The sequence below is a fragment of the Streptomyces sp. NPDC058457 genome, from assembly GCF_042720695.1.
Classification (GTDB): domain Bacteria; phylum Actinomycetota; class Actinomycetes; order Streptomycetales; family Streptomycetaceae; genus Streptomyces.
Genome location: NZ_JBHXLU010000014.1, coordinates 132,700 through 145,912, shown reverse-complemented (window position 1 = coordinate 145,912; position 13,213 = coordinate 132,700). Strand labels below are relative to the sequence as shown.

The window sequence follows — 13,213 nt, the reverse complement described above, 5'->3', positions numbered from 1 at the left end:
ACGGCCCCGACGGTGTCACCGACGGGGCCGCCTGTCAGCCCTCAGCCAGCTTCAGGGCCTCGGCGAGGGCGCGCCAGATTTCCGCGGACAGTTCGACATTGGCGGAGCGCTGCGCCTCTTTGGCGAAGCGTTCCAGGTCGGCGATGGCGGCGGCGTGGTCGCCCTCGACGATCGCAAGCTGGTTACGCAGGACGTCCAGGCGCAGCCGGTCGCTCACCCCTATGCCGTCGGGGCATTCGCCGAGCCGGTCGCTGGCCGCGCGGGCGTCGTCGAACCGGCCCTCGTAGAAGGCGAGCTGAGCTTGGAGGAGGAGAAGTTCGCGCTGGTGGACGGGCATGCCGATGAGGCCGGCCACGGCCTCGGCCTCCTGGAGCCGGAGGCGTGCTTCTCCGGTGTCGCGCGGGTCCATGCGCAGATACATCGATGCGGCGGCCAGTCTCAGCCGCATCCACAGCACCGGGTCCTCGTTGCTCGGCAGCATCGAGAGCGCCCGGGTCATCATCGTGACGGCCGACTCGTGGTCGGCCTGGCGGGCGCAGACGCTGGCAGCTGTCCAGAGGATCTCGATCTGGAGCCGAACGGGGAGTTCCCCGGAGGGGGTGGCCACCATCCGGTCGGCGTCCGCGCGCGCCCGGGCAAGCTGGCCGCTCTCCGCGTCGAGGGAGATCAGGGTGAGCAGGGCCTCGACGACGTCGCGCCGGGGAAGACCGTTCTCCTCGGCGAGGGTCAGTCCTTCCCTCAGCAGTTTGCGGGCGCCGACGATGTCACCGGCGGCACGCAGGCGCCGAGCGAGCCGTACCCGGGAACGGGCACGCAATTCCGGAAGGCCGGTCCTGTCGCTGAGTTCGGTCATCTCCTGCAGGAGCCGCCGTTCGTCGTCCACCCTGCCCTCGGCCTGGTAGCAGCGGGCGAGTGCCCACTGTGCCTGCCAGCACAACACGGCATCGGTGTCCTGCTCCTGTTCGTGGAGCAGGGCCGCCTCCAGTGCGGCGGTCATGGCAGGCGACTCGCCAGCGGTCATGACCGTGGCGAGCGCGCGTGCCAGCGAGCTGCCCGTACCAGCACGGAAGGACGTGGGGGATACGCTCAGCTTCTCGCAGAGATAGGAGATCACCCTCTCGGTCGGAGGGCGGGAGCCCGATTCGAGCCTGGACAGGTAGGCCGGGGAGATCTCCGTCCCGGCCAGCTGTACCTGCGACAGGCCCTGGGTGATGCGCAGTGCGCGGAGACGACGCCCGAACAAGGGCTGTTGCAGGATCTGACCGTCGACGCCACTAGACATGTCAGACAGTTTGCCACCTGATACGGAAAACTGTCAACGAGCTATGTCATTTTTTTGACTTCGGCCGGCACTCAGATGCCTACGGCCATTCGATCTCCTGGGGGCTGGCCGCGATCTGGGCGCCGCCCGAAGGTTTCGCCCCCGCGGTGGTCGATGCGGAATGCCCGACACCGGCGACTGCCAGCAGGACGAGTCCGGCGATAGTGCTCATCTTCGCCAGCTGCTTCTTCATTTTTCCCCCTGGGATACGGTTGCCCACCCGCCGTTGTGGCAAGGGTTTTTAGGCCGTTCAGCTGCGCTTACCTAATCATGAGGATACGAGCGTGACAAGCGTTGGTAATTAATTGACAAGCCTTGAGGGGGCCTCTAGTGTCCGCGACATGCGCATGGGCAGGGGGTCAGAAATGGAAGCATTCGCTCCGCATGTGGAGGGGGTGGCCCGGCTCGGGCCGGAGCTGTCGTGCCTCGGGGCGCGCGGCATCCTTCCTGAGCGCGGCCCCCGGCGCACGCTCGTGCTCGCGTTCTTCTCGTTCCTCGGTCTCTTCCGCATTACCCGGGGAGGCTCCGGCCGGCCGGCCGCCTGGCCCGGATCCGGCGACCGTCAGGCGCGGTGGGGCGGCCTCCTGTGCTGTCCGGCCTGCGTGGCCCTGCTTGCCCGGGGACACCGGGTGGCGTGCCCTCTCCCGGTGACGGTGGATGCCGACGACGCGCCCAGCCCCACTGAGTCCCCCGAGGACCAGGGGTCCTGATGTGTCGGAACCCGGGTCGGTCCCAACGCCGGCCTGACCGTCCCGGTTACCAGTGCGTCGCTGCGCCGCCCTGGTACGACCCCGCCTCCGCCCCGGAACTCGACCGCCGTTCTCGTTGGCCCGCCCCTGGCCCTGCATGGCGGTCGGGATTCCGGGATGTGCGGGCGTACCTGTCGATCAGCAACTCGGCCGCGAGGACGTCCGGGAGCGTGGGCCGTCCGGCTGTGGTCGGCATCTGCTCCGGCGGGTGAGCGCCCAGGCCTCCCCAGCAGATCCCGGATGTGCCCGCGTTCGGGAAGCCGGCCGCGGTCGTCGAAGGCCTCTACCAGAGCTCTGGCTTCGTCGGGGGCAGAGCAGCTGGTCCGGGAGAGCTCGAGTCGCAACGTGAGGAGAGCCGGAACAGCGATGCCAGGACGAACGGTGCGATGTGTGGATGCCGGTCCGGGGGCTGCTGGTCGAAAAGCTGTGTGAAGCTTTCCGCAGCACGAGCGACTACCGCGGGGTAGTCGGCGTTGGCTGGCCTGCTCTTGCCGGCAGTCGCAGGGCCTCGGCGAGTGCGCGCCAGACTTCTGCTGACAGTTCGGCGTTGGCGGAGAGCTGTGCCTCCTTGGCGAGGCGTTCGAGGTTGGCCACGGCGGTGGCGTGGTCGCCTTCGACGATCGCTATCTGGTTCCGCAGAACGTCCAGCCGCAGCTGGTCGCGCACGCTGATGCCGTCAGGCCGCTCACCGAGACGGTCGCACAGGGCGCGGGCCTCTTTGTACTTCCCCTGGTGGAATGCGAGTTGACTCTGGAGGAGGAGCAGTTCGCGTTGATGGACGGGCATTCCGACGACCTCGGCCATGGCGGCGGCCTCGTCGAGAAGGGCCCGGGCCCGGTCCGTGTCCCGTGCGTCCATGCGCAGGTACATCGATGCCGCGGCCAGCCTCAACCGCATCCACAACGCGGGGTCCTCGCTGCTGGGCAGCATCGTCAGCGCGCGCGTCATCGGTTCGATGGCCGCGTCGTGGTCTCCCTGGCGCGCACACACGGACGCGGCCGTCCACAGCGCCTCGACCTCAAGGCGCAAGGGGAGTTCTCCGGAGAGCGTCTTCAGCAGCCGGTCCGCGTTCACCCGCGCCTGCGAGAGCTGTCCGCTCTCCGCATCGATGGAGATCAGGGTGAGCAGCGCCTCGATGACGTCCCGGTAGGGGAGGCCGTGTTCTTCGGTGAGAGCCAGGCTTTCCTCCACCCGGGTGCGTGCCTGGGCGAGGTCTCCCGAGGCGCGCAGGCGTCGCGCGAGTCTGACCCGCGAACGGCAGCGCAGGTCCGGCAGGCCCGTCCTGTCGCCGAGTTCGGTGATCTCCTGGAGCAGGGCCAGCTCCTTGTGCACTTTTCCTTGCTGCTGGTAGCAGCGGGCGAGCACCCACTGTGCCTGCCAGCGCAGTACGGCCTCGGCGTCCTGGTCCTGCAGCAGGGCTTCCTCCAGCGTCGCGGCTATGGCCGGCGACTCTCCGACGGAGACGACGGTGGCGAGCGCTCGGGCCAGTGCGCTCCCCCCCGCCGCAGCGTAAAAGGCGGAGGGGGGCACGTTGAGCGTCTTGCACAGGTAGGACATCACGCGCTCGGTGGGAGGCCGGGTGCCCGATTCCAGTCGCGACAGGTACGCGGGAGAGAATTCCCCGCCAGCGAGCTGTACCTGCGACAAGCCCTGGGCTACGCGAAGTGCCCGGAGTCGATGTCCGAAGGAAGGCTGCTGCAGGATCTGGTCGATTCCGCTAGGCATGTCGGACATTCTGGTGACAGGCTAGGTGTTGTGTCAATTCTCCGTCACATTTTTGACATCTCGGGATGACCTACGGCCAGTCGATCTCATCTCCCGTTGTCACCTGCGTGGTGGCTGTCGTGGGGGTCCGCTGTGCAGGCGCCTGCGGACCCCCGAGGCCCATCGTTGACACTAAGGGCGGTCCGGCAAGAGCTGCCATCCTTGACGTCACACCTTGCTTCACGGGTCCCCCTGTGGGTTGGTGAGCCTTCCCTATGGCAATTTGATTGGGCCTTGGAGCTGGCCTGATTCAATCATGGGAAGCACCCTGTGACAATGAGTGGCAAGTAATTGACAAACTTGTTCATGGTTCATAGTCTGCGCATTGCTGCCGTTCAACGGCTCACGGCTATGCGCAGGGGGTGCACATGCAGCTGAGCTTCGCGGGACCTCCGCAGATACGGAGTGCGATCCACGGAGCGCGCCGCGAGGTCCTGTTGGCGCTGTCGGCGGAGGTCGGAGTGCTCGAAGAGCAGTTCGACCTGATGGCCGCCTCCAACGCCAGCGGAACGTCCGGCGTATCGGTGCGTCTGTACCTGCCGTCGGAGACGGACGCGCGTGAGCGATCGAGCCCCCAGCTGGCGGCGCTGGCGAGGGACGGGGTGGAGATCCACTCTTCCCCCCGTTGCGTTTCCCGCATGGTCATCGTCGACCGGCACCTCGTCATCATCGCTCGGAACCGGGCCGACTACGGGGATGGAGCGCTGATCGGGAGCGGCCTGCCCTTCACGCCGATGCTGGTGAGTTCGCTGACCGCCACCGAGTCGAAGGACGGCGACGACCCCTCGGACGTCGAGGAACTCACCCCGCTCTCCCGGGAGGTGCTGCGCCAGCTGTCCCGGGGAACCAAGGACGAGGTCGCCGCCCGTGAACTCGGCATGGCTCTGCGCACATACCGCCGCACGGTGGCGCGCCTCATGGATCTGCTGAAGGCCGACAGCCGATTCCAGGCGGGCTACCTGGCCGCGCAGCGGAACTGGCTGTGATGCTCGGGCGGGAGCCGTCTCGTCCCTGTTTCAGCCTTCCGCCACCATCCGCCCGTACGAGAGCCGGGCGGCGGCGGCCGTCGCCGCTCGGGCGCCTCCGCGCCCCCGCGTTCTTCTGGCCCCCGCAGGGCCGCGGCGGTCATCCCGCCCGACGACCTGACCGATGCGATGACGGACCGGGGCTGTCCGCGTGGTCCAGCAGCGCACCCGTGCTGTGCACCGCCTGTGCCGCGAGCAAGGACGCGGTGTTCCCGGCGAGACCCTGCTCGGCCCCGGCCGCCGCCAGGGCCACCGTCTGCTGTTCGCCGTCCACTCGCCCGTCCTCGTGGCGGCAGCCGCGGTGTTCGCCGCCGGTGCCGGGTTCGCGGCCACCCCGCCGCTCCGGGAACAGCTTCTCGCGCTGACCCCCGATCCGGTCCGAGGCCAGGTGGGGCGTCGAGTCCGCCGACCGAATGACCTGGCAGGGCATCGGGGCCGCGATCGCGGGCGGTCTCGCCCAACACCTCACCGCCGGCACGGCCGTTACCGCTGTGGCCGCGACGTCCGTCGCCATCACCGTCTTCTGCCGGCCCTTCGCAGTCCGCGCCCGCGCCATCCGCAGCGATACACCATCCGGACGGCGACCTGATCCACCTCAAGCCGTGTTCACAGGCTTGCTCAAGGAACGGCCGGGGGCTTGCGGACACCGCTCCCGCAGGGCCCGGCGGAAGCGAGTGGACCGGCCCACACCGGAGCGGGGCGCTCTCCCGCTGCTGCCGTACTCGCCTGCTCGGCCCACCGGACCGCATACGGCATCGCCAGTCCCGCGAGCACGAAGACACCGCCCAGAGCCAGCCAGCCGGGAACGCCCCAGGTGACGCAGAACAGGCCCAGAACCGACGGCGCCAGCGAACTCGCCAAGCCGGCTCCAGTGGCGCCCAGTCCGGAGTACTGGCCCTGGGCATGGGCGGGCGCCAGTCCGAAGCTCAGCTCGAACGAGGCGGCGGTGTGCCACAGCTCACCGATCGTGTGCACGACGACACCAGTGACGATCATTATCGTGGCGAGCCATCCCGGGGCCCCCGCCGCGATCGATATCGCTGCCATGCCGAGCAGGAACGCCACCCCGGAACGGGCCGCGACCCGCCCCGCTGAGACGTTGTCGACGACCCCTCGGCTCGCCCGAACCTGGAACACCACCACGATCAGCGTGTTGACCACCGCGCACGCTCCGACCAGCCACTGGGGTGCCGCGCTGTGCCCGACGATCCACAGCGGCAGCGCGAACACCAGGACATGTCCCTGAAGCGACAGGACCGAGTCCAGCCCCGTGACCACCATGTACGGGCGGTCCTTCAACACACCCCAACGGCCCGTAGGAGAGGCCCCCGAAGCGGAGTCCCGCTCACGCGACGGCGGCAGATGCGGCAGCCGGCTCACCACTGCCGCACACAGCAGGAAACTCAGGGCATTGACCAGCACCAGCGCCATGTACGCGTCCCGGGTGTCCACCTGCACCACCACGCCGGCCATGACCGCGCCACACGCTCCGGCCAGATTGGCCACAGCCCGCAGATAGGACCGGTACTTCGTCGGATCCGCCCCCGCAAGCCCGCGCGTCAGCGGGCCCCGGGCAGCGGCACCGGCCGAGGACGCGAACTCGGTGAGCGAGATGACCAGGACGAACATCCCGAACGAGTGCACCAGGACCAACGCCGCCATCGCCACAGCCTGCACGCACTGGATCGCCAGATATGTCTCCCGTGGCCCGTACCGGTCGGCCACCCGCCCCGCCGGCACCCCCGCTGCCAAGCCGACCAGGGCCGCAACACCCATGCCCAGACCGACCTGCGTCACCGACAGCCCGACCGAGCGGGTGAAGAACAGGGCCGCGCCGGTCATGAAGAGGCCGCCGCCGATCATGCTGATGAACGTCGCCAGTGCCAGCGTCCGCCGGGGTCCCCGCTCGGGCACCAGCCCACGCGCAACCAGCCCCGATTGCCCCGATCGCCCAACTGCTTTCGGTACCGTGGCGCCCGACGCCTGGCCGGACGTCGTCCTGTCGGTCCTCAAAGTGTCGGATCCCCTTCCTGCGAGCCTCTTGGCCGCCCAGGGACTATGCACAAGATCCTGCCTGCCGCGAAAGGCGCGCGAACTTGATGAAATGTCACATCTCGAAAGGGAACAACAAGCCGTCTGCCAGGCGTTGTGAAGAGTGATGGGTCACCGGCTCTCCCTGCTGGCACCGGAAAAACCGGGGGCTGAACTTCCTGTCGTGGCCGGCGGGATGCGGCCTGGCCCTGCCGCATCATCGTGGCCCGTCGCACCTTGACGCCTTCCACGACGACGGCATGAGCGGCGGACGCGTTCGGACCCGCCCGCCACGCTCTGCTACTCGTCGACAGCGTCCGCCCTCGGCTTCTTCCGCATCACCTGGGGGCGCCCGGCCGGCTGGTGATGGGCGGGATCTTCGTGGCAACGGGCCTCGTCATGCCGTACGCCATCAGGTGGGCGGAGCGGACTCGCGCGGCCGATCCCCGCTGAACGTGAGCGTCAGACCGCGGGCAGCCCCGCGACGAGCAGCGCGTCGGGCTGCACCGGCAGGTCGCGGACCCGTACCCCGGTGGCGTGCCAGACCGCGTTCGCGACGGCCGCCGCCGTGCCGACGATGCCGATCTCGCCGATGCCCTTGCCGCCGAGCGGCGAGACGTCGGGATCGGTTTCGTCGAGCCACTCGGCCTTGATGTCCAGGGTGTCGGCGTTCGTGGCGATGTGGTAGGTCGCGAAGTCGTGGTTCGCGTAGTCCCCGTACCCGGGGTCGAGCACGCCGGCCTCGTGCAGCGCCATGGAGAGTCCCATGACCATGCCGCCGAGGAACTGCGAGCGGGCGGTGCGGGCGTTGAGGATCCGGCCGGCGGCGAAGACACCGACCATGCGGGGTACGACGATCTCTCCCGAGTCCAGGTCGACGCGCGCTTCGACGAACTGGGCGCCGTAGGCGAAGCGCGCCCGTGGGGCCATGGCCTTCACGTCTTCGGCCGTCGACGCCTCGACGGTGAGACCCTTCCGGGGGATCGACGCGCCCGCGGCGATCCGCTCGCGCAGCTCGGTGCAGGCCTTGTGCACGGCCCAGCCCCACGACGACGTGCCCGACGAGCCGCTGCCGGGTGAAGCGGCGGGCAGGTCGCTGTCGCCGATGTGCACGTCGACACAGGCCGCGTCGGTCCCCAGCACATCGGCCGCGATCTGCACCATGACGGTCCGGGCACCCGTTCCGACGTCGGTGGCGTTGATGCCGAGCCGGTAGCGGCCGCCGGGCAGCGCCGTGACGCGGGCACCGCTCGGGAAGGTGAGAGCCGGGTACACGGAGGCGGCGACGCCGGTGCCGACGAGGAAGCGGCCGACGCGGCGCACCGCGGGCCGCGGGTCCCGGCCGGCCCAGCCGAAGAGATCGGCGCCCCGGCGCAGACAGTCGACGAGGTTCCGGCTGCTCCAGGGGGAGCCCGTTTCCGGGTCCGTCCCGGGTTCGTTGCGGATCCGCAGTTCGACCGGGTCGATTCCGGCGGCGATCGCGAGTTCGTCCATGGCCGACTCGAGGGCGTAGGCGCCGGGGCACTCGCCGGGAGCGCGCATGTTCCTCGGGGTCGGCACATCGAGGGCTGCGACCCGGTGCGTGCTGAGGAGGTGCGGGGCGGCGTACATGTGCCGGGTCACGACGGCGATCTGTTCCGCGAACTCCTGGATGGTGGAGGTGTGCGAGTACGCCTCGTGCGCGACCGCCGTGAGGCGGCCCTCGGCATCCGCCCCGAGCCGCATGTGCGAGATCGTGGGATTGCGGTAGCCGGCGATCGAGAACATCATCTGCCGCGTGTACGTGACCTTGACAGGCCGTCCCGTGGCGAGGGTGCCGATGACGGCGAGTACGGTGCACGGCCGTGGCGAGCCCTTCGAGCCGAAGGCGCCCCCGACGTGCTCCGCGGTGACGCGCACGGTGTCCGGGGCGAGGGAGAAGAGCGCCGCGATCCTGTTCCGCACCATGCCCGTGCTCTGGGTGGAGTCGACGATGTCCAGCCGTCCGTCGGCAAAGGTGGCGACGGTGGCGTGCGGCTCCATCGGGTTGTTGAAGACGGCCGGGGTCGAGTAGGTGACGTCGACCGTCGTGGCGGCTTCGGCGAGCCCCGCTTCGATGTCGCCGCGGACGACGTCGGTCGGGAATCCCAGGCTGACCTTCTTCGGGGCGTACAGCCGCGGACTGTCGGTGCCGAGGACCACCTCGACGTCGGCGTCCACGGGCCGGTAGGTGATCCGGAGCGCGGCCGCGGCCTCCCGGGCCGTGTCGAGCGTCTCCGCGAGCACGAGTGCCACGACCTGGCCGCGATAAGCGACGTCGGGGCTCTGCATCAGCAGCATCTCGCCGTCGCCCACGGCGGCCAGTTCCGGCGCGTTCTCGTGCGTGACGAGGCCGACGACGCCGGGCAGGGCGAGGCACGCGTCGTGGTCGATCGCGACGATGCGCCCGCGGGACACGGATGCCTGCACCGGCCAGCCGTACAGGGTCCCGGCGGGCAGGCGCTCGAACGCGTACCGGGCCTGCCCGGAGACCTTCTCCAGACCCTCGAGCCGGGCGACGGGGGCTCCGACGAGCGTCACGCGACCACCTCCGGACGGGTGGCCAGCCCGGCGAGCTCCGCGAGCACGCCGCCGACGAGCCGCCTCATGAGCGGAACCTTGAAGGCGTTCTCCTCGGTCGTCCTGGCGTCGGAGAGTTCCAGGTCGGCGGCGGCCTCGAACGCCGCCCGAGTGGCGGGGCCGCCGCGCAGCGCATCCTCCGCGAGGAAGGCGCGCCACGGGCGCGGCGCGACGGAACCCAGCGCGAGCCGGACGTCGCGGACCGTGCCGTCCTCGACGTCCAGCGCGGCGGCGACGCTGCCGAGCGCGAACGCGTACGAGCGCCGGTCGCGGGCCTTGCGGTAGGTGGAGACGGCGCTGAACCGCAGGCCGGGGATCTCGATGCTCGTGACGAGTGCGCTCTTGGGCAGTTCTGTGTCGCGCTCGGGGTGGTCCCCGGGCAGGCGGTGGAACTCGGTCACCGGGATGCTCCGGGTGCCGTTCAGCGTGGTGACGACCACGACGGCGTCGAGGGCCGCGAGGGCGACCGCCATGTCGCCCGGCTGCGTGGCGATGCAGTGTGCGGAGACGCCGAGGATGCCGAGTTCGCGGGAGGCTCCTTCGACGGCGGGGCAGCCGCTGCCCGGCTCGCGCTTGTTGCAGGGCTTGGTGACATCGGTGAAGTAGACGCACCGGGTGCGCTGCAGGAGGTTGCCGCCCACGGAGGCCCGGTTGCGCAGCTGCCCGGAGGCGCCGGCGAGCAGTGCCTTCGCGAGCACCGGAAAGCGCTCGCGCACGAGCGGATGGGCGGCGAGATCGCTGTTCCGTACGCCCGCGCCGATGCGGACTCTGCCGTCCGGCAGCGGCTCCACGCCGCCGAAATCGATGCGGTTGATGTCGACGAGCCGGCCGGGCCGTTCCACGCCGAGCCGCATCAGGTCGACGAGGTTGGTGCCGCCCGCGAGCGGCATGGCGGAGGGATCGCCGGCGAGGGCGGTGAGAGCGGAGGCGGGATCGGCCGGCCGCTCGTACTCGAACGCTCTCAACGCGCCTGCTCCGTCTCTGTGTCCGGTGCCGGGCTCACGCGTCCGGCGTCGAGGATCGCGGGCACGATGTTCGGGTACGCCGCGCACCGGCACAGGTTGCCGCTCATCCGCTCCCGTACCTCCGCTTCGTCGAGCACGACGCAGGACCGTGCGACGTCCTCCGTGGCGTGGCTCGGCCAGCCGTCGGCGACCTCGCGGAGCATCCCGACGGCCGAGCAGATCTGGCCCGGTGTGCAGTAGCCGCACTGGTACGCGTCGTGTTCCAGGAACGCCCGCTGCACGGGATGGAGCCGGTCGTCGTCGGCGAGGCCCTCGACGGTCGTGATGTCGCTGCCCGCCGTGCTCACCGAGAGCAGAAGGCAGGAGTTCATGCGCCGGCCGTCGACGAGCACCGTGCAGGCGCCGCACTGGCCGTGGTCGCAGCCCTTCTTCGTGCCGGTGAGGTCGAGCCTCTCCCGCAGCGTGTCGAGCAGCGACATGCGGTTGTCGACCTCAAGCGTGTGGTCCCGGCCATTGACGCGAAGGGTGACCGGCGTGGCCGGCACCGTCGGCGTGGCGCCGGTCGGCAGGGTGTCGGTGCCGGTCATGAAGGTGACGATCCCTCCGACCGGTCCGCCGAAGGCGTCGTGCCGCCGGGGGGTGACGAGCGGACCATCAGGGTGGTTCCGGCATCGTCGTGAGTGTCGAAGTACGTGAATCCCGTGCCGTCCGCCCGGCGGCCGCTCATCAGCACCTTCAGCCCCAGCTCCGTCCCGGCCCGCTCACTGCGGTCGATGTCCCCGGCCAGGAAGCCGAGCTGGAAGACACCTTCGCCGTGCGTGTCGAGGAACCTGCGCTGCGGGCAGTCGAGTTCAGGGGGCTGGCACAGCTGCAGCTCGATGCCTCCCAGCTGCGCCGACCTGTATTTCATCGCGAACAACGCCTCGCGGTTCGGCACGGTCAGTCTGGTCAGCACGGCCGGGTTCGCGAAGTCACGCCACGGCCCGACGCCCAGCCGGCTGTAGTACTCGACGGCCTTGTCGATGTCATGGACGACGATGCACAGATGGTGCATCGTCCGGAACGGTGAACTCACGCCTGTGACCCCTTCGTCGGTACGCCGGCAGCGGCCGGATGTGAGAAGGACCTCGCCGGAGGGACGACGGCCTCGATGAGGTGGGGCCCCGGTTCGGCGATCGCCTTGCGCAGCTGGTCGGCGAGTTCCTCCGCGGTCGTGGCACGCGTGGCGGGGACGTCCAGACCGTTCGCGAGCGCGACGAAGTCGAGGCCGGCCAGATCGAAAAGGGCCTTGCTGCCCCCGTTGCCGGGCGCGGTACCGAGACGGTCGTACTCCATGCCCAGAATCGCGTAGGAGGCGTTGTTGAAGACGATGGTGGTGATGTCGAGGCCCTCACGGGCCTGCGTCCACAGCGCCTGAAGCGTGTACATCGCGCTGCCGTCCGCCTGCAGATTGATCACCGGCCGGTCCGGGCAGGCGATCGCCGCCCCTACGGCCAGCGGTATCCCCTGGCCGATTGCTCCGCCGGTGACAGTGAGCCAGTCGTGCGGCGGGCAGCCGGCCGTGGCCGAGGGCAGCCACCAACCGGAGGTGATGGCCTCGTCGGAGACGATGGCACCCTCCGGCAGCAGCGCGCCGACCACCGCCGCCGCCTTCTGCGCGGTCAGTTCACCGCTCGGCATCCCAGGGCGCGCCAGGGGCGCAGGCGTCGGCCGTACGTCCGGTGCGACCAGGTCGGCCAGGTGCTGCAGCGCAGCGGCTGTTCCGCCGAGGTCCACGACGGTGCAGCCCTCGGGCACCAGGCTGCTGGGCCTGCCCGGGTAGGCGAAGAACGTGACGGGCGGCTGCGCACCGGCGAGGACGAGGTGCCGCGCGCCGGCGAGTTGGGCCGCGCCCTTCTCGCCGAGGAAGGCGATGCGTTCCGTGCCCGGGATGCCGGCTCCGCGCTCCTGCCGGGCCGGGGAGTTCTCGGCCAGCACCCGCGCACCGGTCGCCAGAGCGATCCGGCTCACCGCTTCCAGCCCCGGCCGCCGCATCACGGCGCCGCCGATGAACAGGACGGCGTGCTCGCCTCCGTGGCGCAGCAGGTCGGCGACCTCCGCCACGTCTGCGTCCGGCACGGGGGCCGGCGCGGGCGGCACGGGTGCGGCTGCCGCAGCACCTTCGGACCAGCAGATGTCGGCGGGCAGGACGAGGGTGGCGACGCCCCCGTCGGCGTGTGCCGACGTGCCCGCCGCCGCAACGGCCGCGGCGGCGTCCGGTCCGGCGTCGCGCACGTCCTCGGTGCGGCGGACCCACTGCGACACCGCTCCGGCGATGGCGTCGATGTCGGATTCCAGGGGAGCGTCGAGGGCCTTGTGGTAAGTGGCGTGGTCCCCCACGAGATTGACGACCGGAGTGCCGGCCCGCCGGGCGTTGTGCAGATTCGCGAGCCCGTTGCCCAGCCCCGGTCCGAGATGCAGCAGGGTGGAGGCCGGCGTGCCGGCCATGCGCCCGTAGCCGTCGGCCGCGCCGGTCGCACCGCCCTCGAACAGGCAGAGGACGCCGCGCATACCGGGGACGGAGTCCAGCTCGGCGACCAAGTGCATCTCGGATGTGCCGGGGTTGGTGAAGCAGACCTCCACGCCGCCCTGGGCGAGCGTGGCGAGAATCGCGTGCGCGCCGTTTACCCCGCCCATTGAGAACCACCGTCCATGAGGAAAGACCACCAGGTGTGAGGAACTGCGGTACGGATCGTCGGCCCGCTCCGGCCGGTCTGCTCC

Annotated in this window: 11 protein-coding genes; 1 reads left to right on the top strand and 10 read right to left on the bottom strand. The window is 70.2% G+C overall.

Annotated elements, in window-relative coordinates:
* Nucleotides 1-34 precede the first annotated feature (34 nt).
* The 3 genes from ACFWPS_RS14745 to ACFWPS_RS14735 form a co-directional block, all read right to left on the bottom strand.
* Nucleotides 35-1,282, bottom strand: a complete 1,248-nt coding sequence (locus ACFWPS_RS14745) for a helix-turn-helix domain-containing protein (protein WP_383704809.1) — start codon at nucleotides 1,280-1,282, stop codon at nucleotides 35-37.
* 79 nt (nucleotides 1,283-1,361) lie between these two features.
* Nucleotides 1,362-1,514, bottom strand: coding sequence for a hypothetical protein (locus ACFWPS_RS14740; protein WP_383704807.1), 153 nt, complete (start codon nucleotides 1,512-1,514; stop codon nucleotides 1,362-1,364).
* Between the two features lie 1,009 nt (nucleotides 1,515-2,523).
* Nucleotides 2,524-3,795 (bottom strand): tetratricopeptide repeat protein, encoded by a 1,272-nt coding sequence (locus ACFWPS_RS14735; protein ID WP_383704805.1) that lies wholly within the window; start codon nucleotides 3,793-3,795, stop codon nucleotides 2,524-2,526.
* 407 nt (nucleotides 3,796-4,202) lie between these two features.
* Between ACFWPS_RS14735 and ACFWPS_RS14730 the strand changes: the two genes are divergently transcribed.
* Nucleotides 4,203-4,820 carry a hypothetical protein gene (locus ACFWPS_RS14730; protein WP_383704802.1) on the top strand — a complete coding sequence of 206 codons (618 nt, stop codon included), beginning with the start codon at nucleotides 4,203-4,205 and terminating at the stop codon, nucleotides 4,818-4,820.
* A gap of 139 nt (nucleotides 4,821-4,959) precedes the next feature.
* Here ACFWPS_RS14730 and ACFWPS_RS14725 read toward each other — a convergent pair whose 3' ends face one another.
* From ACFWPS_RS14725 to ACFWPS_RS14695, 7 genes are all read right to left on the bottom strand, one after another.
* The gene (locus ACFWPS_RS14725; protein WP_383704800.1) at nucleotides 4,960-5,289 is read right to left on the bottom strand and encodes a hypothetical protein; all 330 of its coding nucleotides are present in this window, start codon (nucleotides 5,287-5,289) and stop codon (nucleotides 4,960-4,962) included.
* A 188-nt stretch (nucleotides 5,290-5,477) separates the two neighbouring features.
* Nucleotides 5,478-6,773 (bottom strand): MFS transporter, encoded by a 1,296-nt coding sequence (locus tag ACFWPS_RS14720; RefSeq protein WP_383704798.1) that lies wholly within the window; start codon nucleotides 6,771-6,773, stop codon nucleotides 5,478-5,480.
* A 579-nt stretch (nucleotides 6,774-7,352) separates the two neighbouring features.
* Nucleotides 7,353-9,449, bottom strand: coding sequence for a xanthine dehydrogenase family protein molybdopterin-binding subunit (locus ACFWPS_RS14715; protein WP_383704796.1), 2,097 nt, complete (start codon nucleotides 9,447-9,449; stop codon nucleotides 7,353-7,355).
* Nucleotides 9,446-10,453: an FAD binding domain-containing protein gene (locus ACFWPS_RS14710; protein ID WP_383704794.1), complete on the bottom strand. Its 1,008-nt coding sequence runs from the start codon at nucleotides 10,451-10,453 to the stop codon at nucleotides 9,446-9,448. The genes ACFWPS_RS14715 and ACFWPS_RS14710 overlap by 4 nt, the downstream gene beginning before the upstream one ends.
* Nucleotides 10,450-11,040, bottom strand: a complete 591-nt coding sequence (locus ACFWPS_RS14705) for a (2Fe-2S)-binding protein (protein WP_383704791.1) — start codon at nucleotides 11,038-11,040, stop codon at nucleotides 10,450-10,452. Before ACFWPS_RS14705 ends, ACFWPS_RS14710 begins: the two co-directional genes overlap by 4 nt.
* Entirely contained in the window at nucleotides 11,037-11,528 is a 492-nt protein-coding gene (locus ACFWPS_RS14700) for a VOC family protein (RefSeq protein WP_383704789.1), read from the bottom strand. Before ACFWPS_RS14700 ends, ACFWPS_RS14705 begins: the two co-directional genes overlap by 4 nt.
* Complete coding sequence (locus tag ACFWPS_RS14695) at nucleotides 11,525-13,129, bottom strand: acetolactate synthase large subunit (protein WP_383704787.1); 1,605 nt, start codon at nucleotides 13,127-13,129, stop codon at nucleotides 11,525-11,527. The genes ACFWPS_RS14700 and ACFWPS_RS14695 overlap by 4 nt, the downstream gene beginning before the upstream one ends.
* Between the last annotated feature and the right edge of the window lie 84 nt (nucleotides 13,130-13,213).